This window comes from Tenacibaculum aiptasiae (genome assembly GCF_008806755.1).
GTDB lineage: Bacteria > Bacteroidota > Bacteroidia > Flavobacteriales > Flavobacteriaceae > Polaribacter > Polaribacter aiptasiae.
This window is the reverse complement of record NZ_WAAU01000008.1, coordinates 733,175-753,519: the sequence shown is the minus strand read 5'-3', so window position 1 is coordinate 753,519 and position 20,345 is coordinate 733,175. Positions and strand designations below refer to the sequence as shown.

The 20,345-nt window shown below is 28.8% G+C and carries 20 protein-coding genes; 13 read left to right on the top strand and 7 right to left on the bottom strand.

The annotated features are described in order from the left end of the window. Positions 1–41: 41 nt before the first annotated feature. The 10 genes from typA to hisIE all read left to right on the top strand — a co-directional run bounded on the left by typA (position 42) and on the right by hisIE (position 11,106). The gene (gene typA, locus F7018_RS06390; RefSeq protein WP_150899182.1) at positions 42–1,811 is read left to right on the top strand and encodes a translational GTPase TypA; all 1,770 of its coding nucleotides are present in this window, start codon (positions 42–44) and stop codon (positions 1,809–1,811) included. Between the two features lie 559 nt (positions 1,812–2,370). Then, complete coding sequence (locus tag F7018_RS06385; RefSeq protein WP_150899181.1) at positions 2,371–3,906, top strand: tetratricopeptide repeat protein; 1,536 nt, start codon at positions 2,371–2,373, stop codon at positions 3,904–3,906. 246 nt (positions 3,907–4,152) lie between these two features. Next, positions 4,153–5,010, top strand: a complete 858-nt coding sequence (gene hisG, locus F7018_RS06380; protein ID WP_150899180.1) for an ATP phosphoribosyltransferase — start codon at positions 4,153–4,155, stop codon at positions 5,008–5,010. Between the two features lie 16 nt (positions 5,011–5,026). Next, positions 5,027–6,307 (top strand): histidinol dehydrogenase, encoded by a 1,281-nt coding sequence (gene hisD / locus F7018_RS06375; RefSeq protein WP_150899179.1) that lies wholly within the window; start codon positions 5,027–5,029, stop codon positions 6,305–6,307. 1 nt (position 6,308) lies between these two features. Then, positions 6,309–7,334, top strand: a complete 1,026-nt coding sequence (gene hisC / locus F7018_RS06370; protein ID WP_150899178.1) for a histidinol-phosphate transaminase — start codon at positions 6,309–6,311, stop codon at positions 7,332–7,334. Between the two features lies 1 nt (position 7,335). After that, on the top strand, positions 7,336–8,469 hold the full coding sequence (gene hisB, locus F7018_RS06365) for a bifunctional histidinol-phosphatase/imidazoleglycerol-phosphate dehydratase HisB (RefSeq protein ID WP_150899177.1): 1,134 nt from the start codon (positions 7,336–7,338) through the stop codon (positions 8,467–8,469). Between the two features lies 1 nt (position 8,470). Further along, the gene (gene hisH / locus F7018_RS06360; protein ID WP_150899176.1) at positions 8,471–9,052 is read left to right on the top strand and encodes an imidazole glycerol phosphate synthase subunit HisH; all 582 of its coding nucleotides are present in this window, start codon (positions 8,471–8,473) and stop codon (positions 9,050–9,052) included. Positions 9,053–9,062: 10 nt separating this feature from the next. After that, positions 9,063–9,776 (top strand): 1-(5-phosphoribosyl)-5-[(5-phosphoribosylamino)methylideneamino]imidazole-4-carboxamide isomerase, encoded by a 714-nt coding sequence (gene hisA, locus F7018_RS06355; RefSeq protein WP_150899175.1) that lies wholly within the window; start codon positions 9,063–9,065, stop codon positions 9,774–9,776. Continuing rightward, positions 9,770–10,522: an imidazole glycerol phosphate synthase subunit HisF gene (gene hisF / locus F7018_RS06350; protein ID WP_150899174.1), complete on the top strand. Its 753-nt coding sequence runs from the start codon at positions 9,770–9,772 to the stop codon at positions 10,520–10,522. Before hisA ends, hisF begins: the two co-directional genes overlap by 7 nt. Then, the gene (gene hisIE / locus F7018_RS06345) at positions 10,519–11,106 is read left to right on the top strand and encodes a bifunctional phosphoribosyl-AMP cyclohydrolase/phosphoribosyl-ATP diphosphatase HisIE (RefSeq protein ID WP_150899173.1); all 588 of its coding nucleotides are present in this window, start codon (positions 10,519–10,521) and stop codon (positions 11,104–11,106) included. Before hisF ends, hisIE begins: the two co-directional genes overlap by 4 nt. Positions 11,107–11,143: 37 nt before the next feature. Here the strand turns inward: hisIE and F7018_RS06340 are convergent, their stop codons facing one another. Next, on the bottom strand, positions 11,144–11,545 hold the full coding sequence (locus F7018_RS06340) for a hypothetical protein (protein WP_150899172.1): 402 nt from the start codon (positions 11,543–11,545) through the stop codon (positions 11,144–11,146). Positions 11,546–11,670: 125 nt separating this feature from the next. On the opposite strand from F7018_RS06340, the gene F7018_RS06335 reads away from it, so the two are divergent. After that, entirely contained in the window at positions 11,671–12,822 is a 1,152-nt protein-coding gene (locus F7018_RS06335) for a class I SAM-dependent methyltransferase (RefSeq protein WP_150899171.1), read from the top strand. A gap of 68 nt (positions 12,823–12,890) precedes the next feature. Here the strand turns inward: F7018_RS06335 and F7018_RS06330 are convergent, their stop codons facing one another. After that, positions 12,891–14,399: a hypothetical protein gene (locus tag F7018_RS06330; RefSeq protein ID WP_150899170.1), complete on the bottom strand. Its 1,509-nt coding sequence runs from the start codon at positions 14,397–14,399 to the stop codon at positions 12,891–12,893. A 149-nt stretch (positions 14,400–14,548) separates the two neighbouring features. Between F7018_RS06330 and yiaA the strand changes: the two genes are divergently transcribed. Next, complete coding sequence (gene yiaA / locus F7018_RS06325; RefSeq protein WP_150899169.1) at positions 14,549–15,037, top strand: inner membrane protein YiaA; 489 nt, start codon at positions 14,549–14,551, stop codon at positions 15,035–15,037. Between the two features lie 141 nt (positions 15,038–15,178). Further along, entirely contained in the window at positions 15,179–16,102 is a 924-nt protein-coding gene (locus F7018_RS06320; RefSeq protein ID WP_150899168.1) for an EamA family transporter, read from the top strand. On the opposite strand, the gene F7018_RS06315 is transcribed toward F7018_RS06320, so the two are convergent. The 5 genes from F7018_RS06315 to F7018_RS06295 form a co-directional block, all read right to left on the bottom strand. Further along, the gene (locus tag F7018_RS06315) at positions 16,077–16,895 is read right to left on the bottom strand and encodes a DUF1853 family protein (RefSeq protein WP_150899167.1); all 819 of its coding nucleotides are present in this window, start codon (positions 16,893–16,895) and stop codon (positions 16,077–16,079) included. The genes F7018_RS06320 and F7018_RS06315 overlap by 26 nt on opposite strands. Positions 16,896–16,904: 9 nt before the next feature. Next, entirely contained in the window at positions 16,905–17,408 is a 504-nt protein-coding gene (locus tag F7018_RS06310; protein WP_150899166.1) for an OmpH family outer membrane protein, read from the bottom strand. 62 nt (positions 17,409–17,470) lie between these two features. Beyond that, positions 17,471–18,373 (bottom strand): tRNA (adenosine(37)-N6)-dimethylallyltransferase MiaA, encoded by a 903-nt coding sequence (gene miaA, locus F7018_RS06305; protein WP_150899165.1) that lies wholly within the window; start codon positions 18,371–18,373, stop codon positions 17,471–17,473. Next, positions 18,374–19,192 (bottom strand): ion transporter, encoded by an 819-nt coding sequence (locus F7018_RS06300; protein WP_150899164.1) that lies wholly within the window; start codon positions 19,190–19,192, stop codon positions 18,374–18,376. A gap of 25 nt (positions 19,193–19,217) precedes the next feature. After that, entirely contained in the window at positions 19,218–20,315 is a 1,098-nt protein-coding gene (locus tag F7018_RS06295; protein ID WP_150899163.1) for an exonuclease domain-containing protein, read from the bottom strand. Positions 20,316–20,345 lie beyond the last annotated feature (30 nt).

Here is a 20,345-nt window from a genome sequence, read left to right as displayed (position 1 = left end):
ATTTTTAAAACACTACTTTTGCAGCTTCAAAATAAGCACGAATGCAATCAATTAGAAACATCGCTATTATAGCGCACGTTGACCACGGGAAAACGACTTTAGTAGACAAAATTATAGATCAGGCAAAAATCTTAGATGAACGTAAGGAACGTACTGATTTATTGTTAGATAACAACGATTTAGAGCGTGAGAGAGGAATTACAATTCTTTCTAAAAACGTATCTGTAAACTATAAAGGAGTTAAAATTAATGTAATTGATACTCCAGGTCACGCCGATTTTGGTGGTGAAGTAGAACGTGTATTAAAAATGGCTGATGGTGTTTTATTATTAGTTGATGCTTTCGAAGGACCAATGCCGCAAACACGTTTTGTATTAGGTAAAGCAATTGAGTTAGGTTTAACACCTATTGTAGTTGTAAACAAAGTTGATAAAGAAAACTGTACACCAGATTTAGTACACGAAAAAGTTTTCGATTTAATGTTTGCTTTAGAAGCTACAGAAGAACAATTAGACTTTACAACAATTTATGGTTCGGCTAAAAATGGTTGGATGAGTACTGATTGGAAGGATGAGAAAACTGATATTATCGATTTATTAGATGCGGTAATTGAAACTATTCCTGAAGCTCCGTACAGAGAAGGATCACCACAAATGCAAATTACATCGTTAGATTATTCTTCTTTTAAAGGAAGAATTGCTATCGGACGTGTATACCGTGGAGATTTAGAGAAGAATAAAGATTACATGCTTTGTAAAGCTGATGGAACTACGAAAAAAGTTCGTATCAAAGAATTACACGTTTTTGAAGGAATGGGTAAAGCTGAAACAGAAAAAGTTCGTAGTGGAGATATTTGTGCAGTAACTGGTATTGATGATTTCGAAATTGGAGATACAATTGCAGATTTAGAAAACCCTGAAGCATTACCAAGAATTGAAGTAGATCAACCTACAATGAGTATGTTGTTTACTATTAATAACTCACCTTTCTTTGGTAAAGAAGGAAAATATGTAACATCTCGTCACTTACGTGATCGTTTATTTAAAGAGATGGAGAAAAACCTTGCATTACGTGTTGATGAAACTGATACAGAAGATAAATTCAATGTATTTGGACGTGGAATTCTTCACTTATCAGTATTAATTGAAACAATGCGTCGTGAAGGATATGAGTTACAAGTGGGGCGTCCACAAGTAATTTTAAAAGATATTGATGGTGTAAAGAGTGAACCATATGAAACATTATCAATCGATCTTCCTGAAGATGTAGCTTCAAAAGCTATTAATTTAGTAACATTACGTAAAGGAGACTTATTAGTAATGGAACCAAAAGGAGATTTACAGCATTTAGAATTTAACATTCCTTCAAGAGGATTAATAGGTTTACGTAATAAAATTTTAACAGCAACTGCTGGTCAAGCGATCATCAACCACCGTTTTAGTGAGTATGGTCCTTATAAAGGTGAATTTAGTGATGAGTTAAAAGGAGCTATTGTTTCTTCTGAAACTGGTAAAGCTACAGCTTATGCTATTGACCGTTTACAAGATAGAGGACGTTTCTTTATTGATCCTAACCAAGAGATTTATAAAGGTCAAGTTGTTGGAGAAAATTCAAAAGATGGAGATTTAGCTGTAAACTTAATTAAAGGAAAGAAATTAACTAACGTACGTGCTTCTGGTTCTGATGATGGAGTGAAAATTGCACCAAAAGTTGATTTTTCTTTAGAAGAGTGTATGGAATATATTAGACCTGATGAGTACTTAGAAGTTACTCCTGAAAGTTTACGTATGCGTAAAATCTCTTTTAGATAGATTTAAAGCAATAAAAACTTATTTATAATAAAAGCCACCTGTTAAGGTGGCTTTTTTATTTTGGTTAATTAAAATAACCTTTGTTTATGTTAAAATAGTATTAGTTTGTTTAAGTAGTGTTCTAGCTGTTTTATTTGATTTAATTAAAAATAGATTGTCATAAACCTTGAATTAAGCTAGTAAATTTTTATTATTGCGTTTTATTTGCAAAGTGTAAAAGAAGCAAAAGTTAAATTAGAAATTTTTAAGTGGCTAAAAAAAAATATAAAAGAATGTTAAAATAGTATTGAAAAGGAAAAGTTACCAAAATGATTAACGAGGAAATCTATAAGGGGAAAAAGAACATCATTATACTTTGGTAACTTTGAACAAAAATAAAATTATAGTAAGGGGAAAGAACTAATAATTTCGAGACAAAAATATTTATTCAAAACAGAACAAAATAGCCTGTAGTAGAATTGATGTATTTTTGTGTTAAAATCTGATGAAAATTAAAGCTAAATTTTAAAAATAAATTGCTTGTAGTATAAATGAAGTACCTGAAAAACCATTAATTAAAGTGAAAAACAATAAAACATTTTTATTTTTTTTAATAATATTTTTAATAGCCCCCCTAGCTATACTAAGCCAAGAAAAGGCAATAACAGTAAAAGATTATAAAGAAAAAGTAATAAAAGACTATTACAGATTTCAACGAACTGAAGATGGTCAGTTATTAGATAGTATTCTGCGTTTTATTAAGCTCAATAAAATTGAAGTAGAAGAAGACACTATAAAAAGTAAAATATATTATCTAAATGGAGTTAAGAATTTATTCTTAACTAGATATGATAAAGCTGAAGAAACTTTTTTAAAATCTTATGAATTAGCCGAAAAAACAAACGATATTCTTCTAAAGGGAACTATTTTTAACTCTCGAGGCGTAACAATTACAAAAGGAAGTGCTAATTACAAAAAAGCAAAAGTTTTATTTGAAAAAGCAGTAGTTGAGTATAAAAAAATAAATGAAATTCCTCAACAGATAGATGCTTACTACAACTTAACGGTGAATGCAAAAAGAAGATGTAAGTGGGAGGAATCCAATAAGTATGCTTTTGAGTTTTTAAAGTTGTTAAATAAGTACGAAGAGAAAATAACAGGATTAAGAAGAATGCACTATTTTATTGGTCATAACTATTTGAGACTAAAAAAATATGATGATGCATTTCGTAATTTAAAAATAGCAGAAGGAATTACTTTTAAAGATGATAGTTTTAGTTTTACTACAAGTTTGATTAATGAAACTTACGGGAAGCTTCATGAAGAGAAAAAAGAGTATAAGAAAGCTTTAGAACGTTATAAAAATGTAACTAATAACTTAAGAGCTGCTAATAAAGAAACAGAAAAGAGAATAGAAGATTTTTATACTCGAGAATTAGAATTAGAAAATGAGTTACAAGAAAAAGGAAAGGAAATAATAAAGGATCAAAATAGAATAATACTTTGGAGTGTTTTAACAATTGTTTTATTGGTAGTTCTAATTCTAACTCAAATTTTTTATTGGAAAAGAAATAAAGAAAAAAACAGAGAAATTAAGGAATTAAATAAAGAATTAGCAGGCTTAATAGTAGATTTAAAAGGTAAAAATAAAGAGCTTTCTAAAAATAAGAAGGAAATAGAAAATCTATTAAAATTAAATGAACAAGCATTATTTTCAAGAGTTTTAAAAATCTCAACGTATAACGATGCTATTAGAAAAATATGCAAAGATTTAGAGACTCATTTGGAGAACAATTTGGATGCATCAAGTTACTTTATAACTATAAATAAAAAATTACTGAATTTAATCTCAGAAGAAGAATTATGGGAAGATTTTAGAATACAATTTGAGAAAACTAGACCAGATTTTTATAATAAATTAAAAAAAGTAGCACCAAACTTATCGGTTAACGATCTGAAGCATTGTACTTATATTGTATCGAATTTGAAAAGTAAGGAAGTAGCTCAATTAGTCAATGTTTCTCCTAGAAGCGTAGAAACTGTCAGGTACAGGATTAAGAAAAAAATGGGCCTAGAAAAAGAAGAAAGTTTGTACGATTTATTGAGTAATTTATAATTAACATTAATTTAATTAGGAAAATTAAAAAATTATTTCAAATATTTGTAAAACAAAAATAAAGACATGAACTTTAATCAATTACATCATCATCATCATATTTGCACTCAAGCGAAGTGAAGATGTATTGATTAAAAATAAAATATATTTAAACCCCGTTTGAGTAAATCAAACGGGTTTTTTGTTTCCATAGGCGCCAGGAAATTATCTTCTCTATAAAGATTTACTCAAACCAAACTTAAGAAAATGAGTAAATTAAAAATAGCCATACAAAAATCGGGAAGACTAAATAAAGATTCCTTACAGATATTAAAAGACTGCGGTATTTCTATTGATAATGGTAAAGATCAATTGAAAGCTTCAGCAAGCAATTTTCCATTAGAGGTTTTCTATTTAAGAAACGGTGATATTCCACAATACCTAAAAGATGGAGTTATTGATATAGCAATTGTTGGAGAAAATTTATTGATAGAAAAAGGAGAAGGAATCGAGTTTATAGAGAAACTTGGATTTTCAAAATGTAAAGTATCTCTAGCAATTCCTAAAGGAGAAGAATATAACGGATTGTCTTTTTTTCAGAATAAAAAAATAGCAACATCATATCCGAAAACAGTACAAGACTTTTTAACCAAAAACAATATTGATTCACAGTTACACATTATTAACGGATCGGTAGAAATTGCTCCTAATATTGGTTTGGCAGATGGTATTTGTGATATCGTTTCTAGTGGTTCTACACTTTTCAAAAATAATTTAAAAGAAGTTGAAGTCATCCTAAAATCCGAAGCAGTTTTAGCAGTGTCACCTAAATTAGAATCATTGCAACAAGAAATTTTAAATAAGCTGCAATTCAGAATACAATCGGTTTTAAAGGGTAGGAGGTCTAAGTATATTTTACTAAATGCACCTAATAATAAGCTTGATAAAATCATCAATATTTTACCAGGAATGAGAAGCCCAACAGTATTGCCATTAGCAGAAAAAGGCTGGAGTTCTGTACACTCGGTATTAGACAAGAATGAGTTTTGGGAAATAATAGATGAGTTGAAAAACAATGGAGCTGAAGGGATTTTAGTGTGTCCAATTGAAAAAATGGTAGTTTAAATTTTAAGGAATAAAAATGAAGATTATAAAATATCCTAATAGAAAAGATTGGAAAAACCTTTGCAAGAGAGCTACTTTAAGTGAAAGTAATTTAGATGAAGTAGTTAAAGAGGTTTTGGAAGATGTTAAGTTAAATAAAAACAAAGCTTTAATTAAATACGCGAAAAAGTTTGATGGATTAAATATCACTTCTTTTGAAGTAACTGAAGAAGAAATAGAGATTGCTAAGAAAAAAGTAAGTAACGATTTAAAAGAAGCAATACAGTTAGCAAAATCAAATATTGAGATTTTTCACACTTCTCAAAAAGAAGAAGAAAAAGAGGTTATAACATCAGAAGGAGTTACTTGTTGGCGTAAAAGTGTTGCGATAGATAAGGTTGGACTTTATATTCCTGGAGGTACAGCACCTTTGTTTTCAACAATTCTAATGTTAGGAGTTCCAGCAAAAATAGCAGGGTGTAAAGAAATTATTTTGTGTACACCACCAAATAAAAAGGGAGAGATAAATCCTACGATTTTATATACGGCATCGTTAGTTGGAATTACTAAAATTTTTAAAGTAGGAGGTTCACAAGCAATAGGAGCTATGGCTTATGGTACAGAGACCATACCTAATGTGTATAAAATTTTAGGGCCAGGAAATCAATATGTAACTAAAGCAAAAGAATTAGTACAACAGAAAGGAGTTGCTATTGATATGCCAGCAGGGCCGAGTGAGGTTTTGGTTATTGCAGATGAAACTTCAAATCCAGCATTTGTAGCAGCAGATTTATTATCACAGGCAGAACATGGAACAGACAGCCAAGTCGTATTGGTAACAACTAAAACTACTATAGTAGAAGAAGTGTTAAAAGAAGTTGAAAGTCAATTAGAAGAGTTACCAAGAAAAGAAATAGCAGAAAAAGCATTAGAAAATAGTTTTTCGGTTGTTTTAAATACTATTGAAGAAGCTATTGAATTTAGTAATGAATATGCACCTGAACACTTAATTATAGCTTCTGATAATGCAACTCAATACATAAGTAAAATAATTAATGCAGGATCAGTGTTTTTAGGAAATTATAGTTGTGAAAGTGCAGGTGATTACGCAAGTGGAACAAATCATACATTACCTACAAATGGATATGCTAAAAATTATAGTGGAGTTTCTTTAGACAGCTTTGTGAAGAAGATAACTTTTCAAGAAGTAACAGCAAAAGGGATTTCTAAAATAGGAAAAGCTATTGAGTTAATGGCTGAGGCAGAAGGTTTGCAGGCACACAAAAATGCAGTAACATTAAGATTAAAAGCTATATAGAATGTTTGAGTTAGAAAAAATAGTTCGACCTAATATCCAAAGTTTGAAAGCGTATTCTTCTGCAAGAGATGAGTTTAAAGGAGAGGCAGAAGTATATTTAGATGCTAATGAGAATCCATTTGGTACTTTAAATCGTTATCCAGACCCACAACAAAAAAGTATTAAAGAAAAACTCTCAGAGATTAAAGAAATAAATACGAATCAAATTTTTGTAGGCAATGGAAGTGATGAAGTAATTGACTTGGCATTCAGAATATTTTGTGAACCTGGTAAAGATAAAGCTTTGACTTTTTCACCAACTTATGGAATGTACGATGTTTCAGCAGGGATAAATGATGTAGAATTAATTAAACAACCATTATTAGCAGATTTTCAAATCAATTTAAATCAGTTACAGCCTTACTTGGAAATGGATGAAGTAAAGTTAATTTTTATCTGTTCTCCAAACAACCCTACGGGGAATATAATTAACAAAGAAGATATAGAATACATTCTTGAAAATTTTAAAGGAGTTGTAATTATTGATGAAGCTTATATTGATTTTAGTACAAAAGAATCTTTAGTCGCTGAAATTAAAAATTACCCAAACTTAATTGTGAGCCAAACATTTAGTAAGGCATGGGGATTAGCTGGAGCTAGAGTTGGAATAGCTTATGCAAGCTCAAAAATTATTGATTTATATAGTAAAGTAAAGGCTCCGTACAATGTAAGCTCTTTGAATCAAAATGCAGTTTTGGTGAGTTTGAATAATCAAACAAAATTCGAAATTGAAAAGAATATCATTTTAATAGAGAGAGAAAAAGTAATAACTCAATTATCTCAATTGCCAATGGTCAAAACAATCTATCCTACCGAAGCTAATTTTGTATTGGTTGAAGTAGAAAAAGTAAATGAATTGTATAAAGACTTGGTAAAAAAGAAAATAATTACGAGAAACAGAAATAGTGTAATTAATAATTGCTTACGAATAACAATAGGCAGTCCAGAAGAAAATCAAAAACTAATCAACGCATTACAAGAATTATAATATGAAACGAGTATTATTTATAGATAGAGATGGAACTTTAATTAAAGAACCAGCAGATGAACAAACAGATTCATTTGAGAAACTTCAATTTTATCCAAAAGTATTTCAAGGTTTGGGTAAGATAGCAAAGGAGTTGGATTTTGAATTGGTATTAGTAACTAACCAAGATGGGCTAGGTACAGAGGTTTATCCAGAAAACACATTTTGGCCTGTACATAATTTTGTAATGAATACTCTAAAAGAAGAAGGAATAATTTTTTCAGAAGAATTTATAGATAAAACATTTGCAACAGATAATCAACCAACAAGAAAACCTAATACAGGTTTATTAACAAAGTTTTTTTCAGAGGAGTATGATTTAGCAAATTCATTTGTAATTGGTGATCGCTTAACTGATATTGAGTTAGCTAAAAATTTAGGAGCCAAAGGAATTTATATAAACGACGAAACTTTTTTAGGAACAGATGAAATTACAGTAAAAAGAAGTGAATTGGATGAATTTATAGCACTTAAAAGTAATGATTGGAATGCTGTTTATGAGTTCTTGAAACTAGAAGAAAGAGTAGCGAGTGTTGTTAGAAATACGAATGAAACAAAAATAAGTATTCAATTAAATCTTGACGGAACAGGACAAAGTGATATAAGTACAGGAATCGCTTTTTTTGATCATATGTTAGATCAAATAGCTCGTCACGGACAAATGGATTTAGCTATAAAAGTAAATGGAGATTTAGAGGTAGATGAGCACCATACAATTGAAGACACCGCAATAGCATTAGGGGAGGTTTTTAATAAAGCTTTAGGGAATAAGCTAGGTATAGAGCGTTATGGTTTTTGTCTTCCTATGGACGATTGTTTAGCTCAGGTGGCTATAGATTTTGGAGGAAGAAATTGGTTAGTATGGGAAGCAGAGTTCAAAAGAGAGATGATAGGAAAAATGCCAACAGAAATGTTTTTTCACTTCTTTAAATCATTCACTGATGGAGCTAAATGTAACTTGAATATAAAAGCAGAAGGAGTAAATGAACACCATAAAATAGAAGCAATATTTAAGGCTTTTGCTAAAGCGATTAAGGTTGCTGTTAAGAGAGATTCTAGTAAAATGATTTTACCATCAACCAAAGGAGCATTATAAAATGATAGCAATTATAAAATACAATGCAGGAAATATAAGGTCTGTTCAAAATGCAATTAGTCGTTTGGGATACGAGAGCATTATAACCGATGATTTAGAAGAAATACAACAAGCAGATAAAGTAATATTTCCAGGAGTAGGTGAGGCTAGTTCAGCAATGAAGTATCTTAAAGATAAAGGGCTAGATAGAATATTGATATCATTGAAACAACCAGTATTAGGAATTTGCTTAGGACTTCAGCTTATGTGTAAATCATCAGAAGAAGGAAATACAAAATGTTTAGGGATTTTTAATGCTGAAACAAAAAAGTTTCCTCCGTTGAAAAAGGTACCACATATGGGATGGAATAATTTTTCAACAATAAAAGAATCAAAAATAACAGAAAGTATAAATGTTAATGATGATGTATACTATGTTCATGGTTATTATGCAGAGCTCTCAGAAGATACAGTTGCTACATGTAATTATATAGAATTGTTTAGTACTGTGATGCAAAGAGATAATTTTTATGCAATGCAATTTCACCCAGAGAAATCGGCAAGTATAGGTGAGAAGTTACTAAAGAATTTTTTAGAATTATAAAACAGATATAATGAGAATTATACCAGCGATAGATATTATAGAAGGAAAGTGTGTTCGACTTACAAAAGGTGATTATTCAACTAAAAAAATATATAATGAAAATCCATTAGAAGTAGCTAGGGAGTTTGAAGATAATGGAATAAAATATTTACACTTAGTAGATTTAGATGGAGCAAAATCAAAGCATATTGTAAACTATAAGGTATTAGAAGAAATAGCAACAAAGACTAATTTAAAGATAGATTTTGGAGGAGGTTTAAAGTCTAATGATGATTTACGTATTGCTTTTGAAAGTGGAGCAAATCAAATAACAGGAGGAAGTATAGCAATTAAAAATCCAGATGTTTTTATTGGATGGTTAACAAAGTATGGAAGCGAAAAAATTATTCTGGGAGCAGATTGTAAAAATAGAAAAATAGCAACACAAGGTTGGTTAGAAACTTCGGAGATAGATGTGATAGACTTTATAAAAGAATATGAAGAAATTGGAGTACAAAGTACTATCTGTACAGATGTAGCTAAAGATGGTATGCTTCAAGGAGCCTCAGTAGATTTATATTTAGAAATTTTGAGTAAAAGTGCAGTGAATTTAATAGCAAGTGGAGGAGTTGCTACTATTGAAGATTTAGTAAGACTAAAAGAGATAGGTTGTGAAGGAGCTATTTTAGGAAAGGCTATTTATGAAGGGAAAATAAGTTTAAAAGAATTACAAGAGTTATGTTGAAAAAAAGAATAATTCCTTGCTTGGATATCAAAAATGGAAGAACAGTTAAAGGAGTTAATTTTATAGATATTAGAGATGCAGGAGATCCAATAGAACTTGCAAAAAAATATGTAGAAGAAGGAGCGGATGAATTGGTCTTTTTAGATATTACTGCAACTCTAGAGAATAGAAAAACTTTGGTGGAATTGGTAGAGAAAATAGCCAAAGAAATAAACATACCGTTTACCGTAGGAGGAGGAATAAGTACAGTAGATGATGCATTAGCTTTGATTAAAGCAGGAGCAGATAAAGTGAGTGTTAATTCATCAGTAGTGAAAAACCCTCAGTTAATAACTGATTTAAAGAATCGTTTTGGAAGTCAGTTTGTAGTAGTAGCTATAGATACTAAAAATGTAAATGATGAATGGAAAGTATTTACCAAAGGAGGTACTTATGAAACAAGTTTAGAAACAGTTAGTTGGGCAAAGGAAGTGGAGCGTTTAGGTGCTGGAGAAATCTTATTAACTTCTATGAATAGTGATGGTACTAAAGAGGGGTTTTCAATAGAGATTACAAATTTAGTAAGTAAAAAAGTAAACATACCAGTAATAGCATCGGGAGGAGCAGGGATAGAAGAGCATTTTAAAGAAGTTTTTACAAAAACAGAAGCAAGTGCAGGGTTAGCAGCTAGTATTTTTCACTTTTCAGAAATACCAGTACCAAAACTTAAACAATATTTAAAAGAACAAAACATAGCAATACGATGAATATAGATTTTGCAAAGGGAAATGGGTTGATTCCAGTAATTATTCAAAATAACTTTACCTTACAGGTTTTGATGCTGGGATATATGAATGAAGCAGCTTTTTTAAAAACACAAAAAGAAAAAAGAGTTACATTTTATAGTAGAAGTAAGAATAGATTGTGGACAAAAGGAGAAGAGTCAGGTAACTTTTTAGAAGTAAAAAGTATTCACCTTGATTGTGATGAAGATACTTTATTAATAAAAGCGGTTCCTCAAGGTCCTACCTGTCATAAAGGAACAACATCGTGTTTTTCAGAAGAAACATCAAAAGGGTTTTTGTATAAGCTAGAAGAGACCATAAATAATAGAATAGATGATAATGTTGAAACATCCTATACTAATAAATTATATAAAAGAGGCATTAATAAAGTAGCACAAAAAGTAGGAGAAGAAGCTGTAGAATTAGTAATTGAAGCAAAAGATAATAATGAAGAATTGTTTAAAAATGAAGCAGCAGATTTATTATATCACTTTTTAATTTTATTAAAAACTAAGAATTTAAGTTTGTTAGATATAGAAGAAACATTAAGTTCTAGGAATTCATAAATAAAAAGGTGAATGTTTTTAATATTCACCTTTTTATTTAATATTCTACGGAAAGAGAAGTGTCGTAATATTTCTTTTTTCCTTTATAATACCCATAGTTAAAGACTAGAATTTTTTTATATTTTCCTTTGAAAACTTTTCTATAATAAGATAACTCTTGAATGTTTTTGGCGTTGAAAAGAATTTGTTCTTTGTTATTGTTTACTTTACCGTAGATAGAAATTTGATACTTATTTTTTGATTCTGATTCTTTAAAGCTTGTAGAATAGATAATTTTTGAAACCATAAAAGGTTGTTCTTTATTATCGTATTTGTTTGGTGACTTAAAGAAAATATTGGCGTACTTACTTTTAATATTCTTTAGTTTTAAATTCTCTTTTTGAGAAAAAGAAGAAATACTAAACCCTAAGAAAATGATAATTAACAATAAATTTTTCATAATTCTATGATTTAAATGTTATTAAAGTTAGTTAAAATATTTTAAATGAGTGTTTTATGTGTTTTTGTTTGTTCAAACTTTAATACAATTTATACTTAACTAAGTTAATTGACTATTTTTGCAAAATGAATGAATTTCAACAGTTAAGAGATACGCTAAATCAAAGTGTTTTAGAATCTAATTTTGTAAAGCTTACCTTAAGTAAGCCTATTAGAAAAAGTGATGGATTGCCAAATGTATATGTTAGATTGATAAAAATAAAAGGAACAGAAATGTTTCAATTTACTTATCATTATACAACTAATGATAAAGTAAAAAACTATACATTAAAAGAAGCAATATCAGAATTAGAAATCTTATTAATGGATAATTTTAGAGCAGCTACGCTTTTTACATTGTCTAATGATTTGTTGGTGTTTATATCAAAAAAGAAAAAGGTGTCTTATAAATTAAATGCCCCAAGTTTTAAAAATAAGTTACCTGAAACACACGATAAACCAAAAGAACGATTAGCTGAAGCTGGAAGTTATTTACAATATTTAGGTATTACAGATAAGTCAGGTAAGGTTATTCATAAAATGGCAGATAAATACCGACAAATAAATAAGTATCTAGAAATTATAGAAGGATTACTAAAATCAACAAAACTTCCAAAGAAAATCAATATTGTTGATATGGGATCTGGAAAAGGATATTTGACTTTTGCTTTGTATGATTATTTAGTAAATCAAAAAAAGTATAACGCTACAGTAACTGGTATTGAGTTAAGAAAGGAATTAGTTACCTATTGTAATGATGTTGCTAAGAAGTCTGAATTTAAAAATTTATCGTTTGTAGCACAGCCAATTCAAGAATACGATAATAATAAGATAGATATTTTGATAGCATTACATGCATGTGATACAGCAACTGACGATGCTATTTATAAAGGATTATCTTCGAAAGCAGAGTTAATTATATGCGCTCCATGTTGTCATAAACAAATCCGTCAGCAAGTAAAAGGAAAAGAGCAAGAAAGTCCATTATTAAAGTATGGTATTTTTAAAGAACGTCAGTTTGAAATGGTAACAGATACTATAAGAGCACTTATTTTAGAAAAGAATAATTATAATACTAAAGTATTTGAATTTATAAGCAATGAGCATACTCGTAAGAATGTAATGTTAGTTGGTACTAAATCCTCTAAAAAGAATGATGTTTCAAAAATTGAAGACAAAATCTCAAGTTTAAAAAATGCCTATTCAATAGAGAATCATTATTTAGAAACACTTATGTAAATGTGTATATAAAAAAAACAAAAATCACCTTTTAAAGGTGATTTTTGTTTTTTACAAGAATATTATATCTAAGCTTTAACCTGATTAATTAATTCTAAAGTAACATCAAATACACTCTTTTTATACATTTTACTTTTTAGCCAAGCATAAAAACTCATTACAAAAAGATCTTCATGTTTAGCGCCTATGAAGTCAAAAGAGTTTTCAACTTTGTTAAAGAAATCAGTAGAAGTAGCTGACTCTGGATTTTTATAAATCTTTTCAACCAAACCTAGGTAATTAATAACACGAAGTTGTCCAATATCTTTTAAATAATCGTAGTATTTTCTTTTAAAACTTAATAATCTGGATTCAAATAAGTCAATATTATTTAATTCTAAATGAAGTAAAATTTCAATAAGATTTTTTTTAATTGTCCATTCCATACTATTTTTCTCAATATACCAATTGTCGGAATGATAAAATTTAGAAAATAATTGTAGTGCTTTTTGTAGTTGATTATTTTGAAAGTAAAACATAATTAGACTTAAGCGGATATCTAACATGGTTTTTACATCAGTATTTTTTTTGTCAATTAGTTTTTCTAAAATATGTATAGCTTCTGCTTGTTTGTTTGTATAGTTTTTATTTAAGGCAAATAATAATGAATAATTATACTTAAAATAGTTGTAGTACTTTTTTTTACCTTGAAGCATATACTCATGCATTATATTGAGATAATACATAGATTTGTCAAAGTTTTTATTCCTAAATAAGGTATTAGAAATTAAATATAGTACTCTAATATGATAGTAGAGTTGTTTTTCATTTTCCTTTTTCTTTTTTAGAGTTTCGTAAGTATCAATAAGAAAAGCTTCAACAGTGATAAAATCTTTACTTACAAAAGCTGAAATACTCGCAATGGTTATTAACTGATACAAAGATTTAAAAGACATACTATTGTTGATGCTAATATTATGTTCTTTGAAAATAGTGTTGGTAATTTCTTGGAAACTTAAATGACTACCACCTTCGTAGTTCATTGTTTTTAGAGTTTGTCTAATTTTAGCGTATACAATGTTAAGCTCTTCTTCAAGAAAATGATTCTTTTGGTTTTCTTTAAAATTACTAACAATGGCATCTATGTTAGTGTTAGGAATTGTATATGCATATTGAATTTTAGTATGATATATTTCGCTAAGTATTGTAAAGAGTTGATATTCTTTAGCAATACTTTCAGCTTTATCTAAAATTTTATAAGCCGTTTTATAGTTTTTGTTTATTAAAAAGTCTCTAGCAGCAAGAATGTATTTTACAATTTGAATATCAATAGAGTTTTCGCCTTGTAATTTATTATTGGCTATAAAATCAATTAGAGAGTCTATTAAACGTTGTTTTAGAGTATAATAAGCATCTCTTTTTTGACTTTTATATAAGTCATTACAAATAATAGAAATCGATGTTTCTCCCTTTGTTATAAGTTTAAATAGTTGAATGTTTTTTGCATCTTTTCTTTTATTTTTTTTCTCTAAGTAAAGTATAAACTTATGTTGCTCATCAGAAGATAGGGTAGAAATTATAGATTTTAAATCTATCATTATATCGTTGGTTATTTGTTTTTAAAATATAGTAAATATAGTTTTTTTTTAATTTTTGAGTTGAATTATATCGTTGGTTTTTCGAATATTTTGTTTTTAAAAAAAATAATAGTCATTGCATTTTTGTCCTGTAATTAAAAATGAAAATTATGAATAACCAAATAGAAACTTTTGAACATACTAAAGAGGTTAAAAAGAAAAAGAATAAAACAGTTAAAGTTTTTGATCAAAAACCAACATCGGCATTTGTGGGAGCTTCATGGGGAGTATTAATAATAGGGATTTCAGCATATTGTATTGGACTATGGAATGCTGAGATGGAATTGAATGAGAAAGGGTATTATTTTACAGTATTGCTTTTTGCGTTATTCTCAGTTATCTCTATACAGAAAACAATTAGAGATAAATTAGAAGGAATACAAGTAACAGAGATTTATTACGGAATGAGTTGGTTTACCACTATAACATCTATTGTTCTGTTAGTAGTTGGACTTTGGAATGCAGATTTATTATTGAGTGAAAAAGGATTTTATGGTATGTCTTTTACATTAAGTCTTTTCGCTGCCATATCTGTACAAAAAAATACAAGGGATATTGCTTATATAAAGGAAAATAAAAGTGAAGAAGGGAATCATTAATTAAGAAAACTCGTATGTATAGTAATATGCATGCGAGTTTAATGTTTATTGTAGTTTATAGTCAATAGAGAAAATGAAATTCTTTTTGTTTGAATAAATTGAAAGTATAATTGTACTTTTATCTCTAGAAGGCAAGCAAAAATGAAAACATCAAAACTATTAATAATTGGAGCGTTTTTTTCTATCTATATTATATGGGGATCTACCTATTTATTTAATAAAATAGCAGTAACAGAAATTCCGCCTTTGTTTTTAGCAACCATACGTTTTTTAATGGCCGGTTTATTAATTATTTTGATAGCTAAATTGATGAAGATACCTACAAAATTATCAAAAAATCAGTTTGTTAATTCGGTAATAGCGGCGTTCTTGTTCTTGGTATATGGTAATGGTGTTTTTGTATGGGCGTTGAAATATGTAGATAGCGGCTTTGCAGCGTTGTTGGCTTCAACTCAGCCCTTATTTGTATTGTTCTTATTACGTTTGATTGATGGGAAAAGAATGCAAAAAAAATCAATGATCGGTGTTTTGTTAGGAATGGTAGGAATGTACTTATTGGTAAGTCAGGAAGAGATTTCTACCTCAGAAGGAAGTGTTTTAGGAATTTTTATGATGTTAACTTGTGTGTTGAGTTGGAGTTATGGTAGTGTTTTTGTGGCTAAGGCCGATTTGCCTAAAAACTATTTAGTAAGTACAGGATATCAAATGTTATTTGCAGCTATAATGTTAGGTACAGCAAGTTTAATTTTTAAAGAAACATGGATTTCTCCATTTGAATGGTCTTATAAAACTCAGATGTCAATGGTGTTTTTAATTGTGTTTGGTGGGATAGTTGCTTTTACTGCATTTAATTATTTATTAAAAATGGTTTCTCCAGAAAAAGTAGCAACATCCGCTTATGTAAACCCAGTAATAGCTTTGGTATTAGGTTGGAGTTTGTTAGATGAAGAATTAACTCGTCAATCGATAATAGCTTCTATAGTATTGTTAACCGGAGTATATTTTATAACCTCAAGGAAAAGAATAACCAAAAATAAAGTTACCACCAAACCACAAAGAATTTAATAAGTTCACCATTAGGTTTTTTAAGCCAGCATAAAGGAGCATTTTCTTCGTCTAAATAGATTTGAAGTTTAGAAGTAAAATCATTAAAGTTTAACCAGTTAATGTTAGTATGAGGTATTACTAACCAATTATGTTTGTTTGGAATATAAAACTTAGAATCTTTAAATTGCTCTAATTCATTAGGATGAATATAAAATCCAGCAATACATTCATTGTTTATAATTGGGAATTTATCTTTTTTAAAACTTTTTAAATGAGTGAACAATTGAGCTTTAAAATATACTTGTTGTTCAATTTCATGAGCAGATAAATTTAAATCTTGTAAATAAGTAGCACACTCTTTAGAATAGAGTAGGGGTAATTGTTTTTCTTTTAATTTAGTTAGTTTTTGATACAAACTATCTCTTCTATTGGGACCTATCCAATGCTCAATTTCAGTACTACCTACATTAGAATCATATAAATAGAATTTATAAATAATTTCTAAATGAATTGGCTTATCTTCTTTTAATAATATACAATCTAATTCTCCTACTGTTCTTTTTCCTTCCTGAATTTGTAAATTTTCTGTAAGTATTTTTATACTAGGCTTTTGTTGTAAGTGAAAAGAAACAAAACGTTCTACAAGTTTACCTAAGCGAAGTTTTTGAATAATTATAGCATCAAAAGAAGTAGTTTTGAGGTTTGAAATTTCAAACTGTATGAAATCAAAAACACCTTTTCCATGCCATAGAAAAGGTGTTTCTAAAAATCCTTTATATTGTAATAATAAATCTTTTGATTTTTTATCCATCAAAAGAGCTTATTCTTTAATTCCTAATTTTTCTAAAACTAACTTAGTTATATCATAACGTTCATCAATATATTCAAATTGGTTACCGTTGGTTGTTAAAATTTGAGTATATCCATTTGCTTTTGCAACTTCAGCTATAACTTCACTTAATTTTTTATACAATGGACGCATACTATCGTTTTTTTGAATTTGTAATAATTTAGCTCCGTTTTGTCTAAAACTTCCAATTTCTTGCTCTAAAGTAGCAATTTCTTGAACTTTGGATTTTTTTTCTTCATGAGATAATGTTTTTTCAGCTGCTTTATAAGCTTCAACTTTTGCTTGAAAATCTTTAGCTTTTATTTGAAAAGAAGAATCTAGTTTTTTTCCATAATTTTCAACTCTACGAATAACATTCTTCATTTGTGGCATTTTACCAATAATATAATCACTATTAACAGTACCTACTTTAGTCTGCGCATATGATAATGTTGTAAATAATGTTATTACAAAAAGTATAAATTTAAATTTCATTGTTTTCTTAATTATTTTTCACAAATATATAAAAGAGAATAAATTGAAAAACTTAAAAGTAGTTAAATTTTATTTTCTATTTCTTGGATAATATGCTGTATATCATCTTGAAAATCGAACCAAATAATACTTTTATCTTTTCTAAACCATGTACCCTGTCTTTTAGCAAAACGACGTGTGTTTTTCTTAATTTCTTCTATAGCAAATTCTTTAGTAAAATTTCCATCAAAATATTCGAAAAGCTCTCGATATCCAACGGTTTGTAACGCGTTTAGCTTTTTATGGGGGTACAGTTTCTTAGCTTCTTCCAATAAACCGTTGTTAATCATAATGTCAACTCTTTGATTAATACGGTTATACATTTTTTCTCTATCAGCAGTTAACCCTATTTTGATTGATTGAAAATTACGTGGTGTTTTAGGTTTATTTTTAAAAGATGAATATGTTTTATTTGTGCCAATACAAATTTCTAAAGCTCTAATAAGTCTGTGAGGATTGTCTATAGCAATAGAATTATATGTTTCTGGATCCAAGTCTTTTAATTTACTTTGAAGATGTTCAATTCCTTTTTCTTCTAATTCTTTAGTAAGATTAACTCTAATAGCAGGATCTACATCAGGAAAATAATCTAAACCTTTTAAAGCAGCATCAACATATAAGCCACTTCCACCGACCATAATTTGAATAGGATTTTTAAGAAACAATTCATCTAATTTAGTTAAAGCATCTTTTTCAAATTGCCCAACAGAATAATCTTCAAAAATACTTCTATTTTGAATAAAATGATGTGTCGCAGAAGCCAGTTCCTCAGCGTCAGGAACTGCAGTTCCAATACACATTTCTTTATAAAATTGACGAGAATCACATGAAATGATATCACAACCAAAATGTTGCGCTAGTTTTATACTAAGTGCAGTTTTTCCAATAGCCGTTGCACCAACAATGGTAATTAAAGTATTTTTCATTTAGTCGTGTAATTTACTTCCACAATGATTACAGTAAGAGGCATCATCGTCATGTCCTTCATAAGAGCAACTAGGACAAGATTGTGTATTTAAGTTTATATCGTTCACTTTAACCATTTCAGAACTAACTATACCCGTAGGAACAGCAATAATACCATAACCAAGAATCATAATAATACTAGCTATAAATTGCCCAAAAGGTGTATGAGGAGCAATATCTCCATAACCAACAGTTGTAAGTGTTACAATGGCCCAATATACACTTCTAGGAATACTTGTAAAACCATTATCTCCACCTTCAATCAAATACATTACAGTACCTAAAATGACACATAAAATTAATACGAAAAATAAGAATACAGCTATTTTAGCTCTACTTGCTTTAAGTGCTTTCATAAAGTTATTAGATTCTCCTATGAAACGAGCAAGTTTTAAGATTCTAAAAACACGTAGTAATCGTAATGCTCTTAAAGCAACTAAACTATGCGTGCCAGTAAAGAAAATAGCTAAGTATTTGGGTAATGTTGAAAGTAAATCAATAACACCATAAAAACTAAAAATATACTTTTGAGGTCTATTTATAGAAACGATACGAACAATATATTCAACAGAAAAAAGAATCGTAATCAACCATTCAGAAATGTTTAAAATTTCGCCATACTTCGCATTGATGCTATTAACGCTTTCTAACATAACTAACACAATACTAGCTATAATTGCAATTAATAATACAATGTCGAATAATTTACCCGCAGGAGTATCCGCTTCATAAATTATTTCATGAAGTTTTTCTTTCCAATTTTTTGATTCGGTTTTCAAATGAAAAAGTTGATTTAAGACAATATTACAAATTATTTTCTACTTGTAGTCTTACTATTTTAGGTACTTTGTTTTTAAGTAAGTAGTTTTTAATTATGGTTTTAGCCAACTGTTTGTCCTCAATTGGGGTCACCATAGATTTTAAAATAGCTAGTTGATTTTCTTGAAAAGCTAAATTGGTAAAAGTATACCCAACTACTTGATTGTTTTCTACTAAAATAACACCATGCTCTTCAGGGATTCTCCCTTTATCTACAATTAAAAAGTTATCGTGATTGAAGTTTCTATCATTAACTTTTCTTCTACGAATAATATTAAATTTAGGTTTTAATTTAAGAAGTTCTGTATGGTATTTTAAACGTGTAAGAAGAATGTTTCCAGTTTCTTCATAACTTATTTCTACAACTCTCTTTTGTACTTTTTGAGCTTTAGGTGTTTCTTTTAAAAAGAGTTTATTTACTTCCTGTTTTATATTTTTTCCTCGACCAATGTATATGATTTTACCTTCTTCATTGTGAGCATAAAATACACCTTGTCTTTCTGGAAGTTTGTCTAATATTTTTAAGAAACGTTGTTTTTCGTGTCGGTTATCAGTATATTTTATGGATTGCTGAATAATTTCCTTATCAATATCTTTTTCTAGTAATAACTTGAAAAGTTGTACAGTAGCTAAAGCATCACCATTAGCTCTATGTCTGTCAGACATTGGTATACCAACAAACCTACATAGTTTACCTAAACTATGCGAAGGGGCTTCTGGAATTAATTTTTTACTAAGTGAAACAGTACATAAGGTATTGCGTTGGTAATTAAACCCCAAACGATCAAATTCTGTACGTAAAATTCTATAATCAAAGCTAGCATTGTGAGCAATAATGATGCAGTCTTCAGTAATTTCAATAATTCGTTTAGCTACTTCATAAAACTTAGGTGCATTACGAAGCATTTTATTGTTAATACCTGTTAGTTTAACAACAAACTCTTGAATTTCTCTTTCAGGATTTACTAAACTTATAAATTGATCTACTATTTGATGTCCATCAAATTTGTGAATAGCAATTTCAGTAATGCCTTCTTCGTTAAATTTACCTCCTGTCGTTTCAATGTCTAAAATTGCGTACAATTCTTTTTCTCTTTTTAGCTGATTAATGTA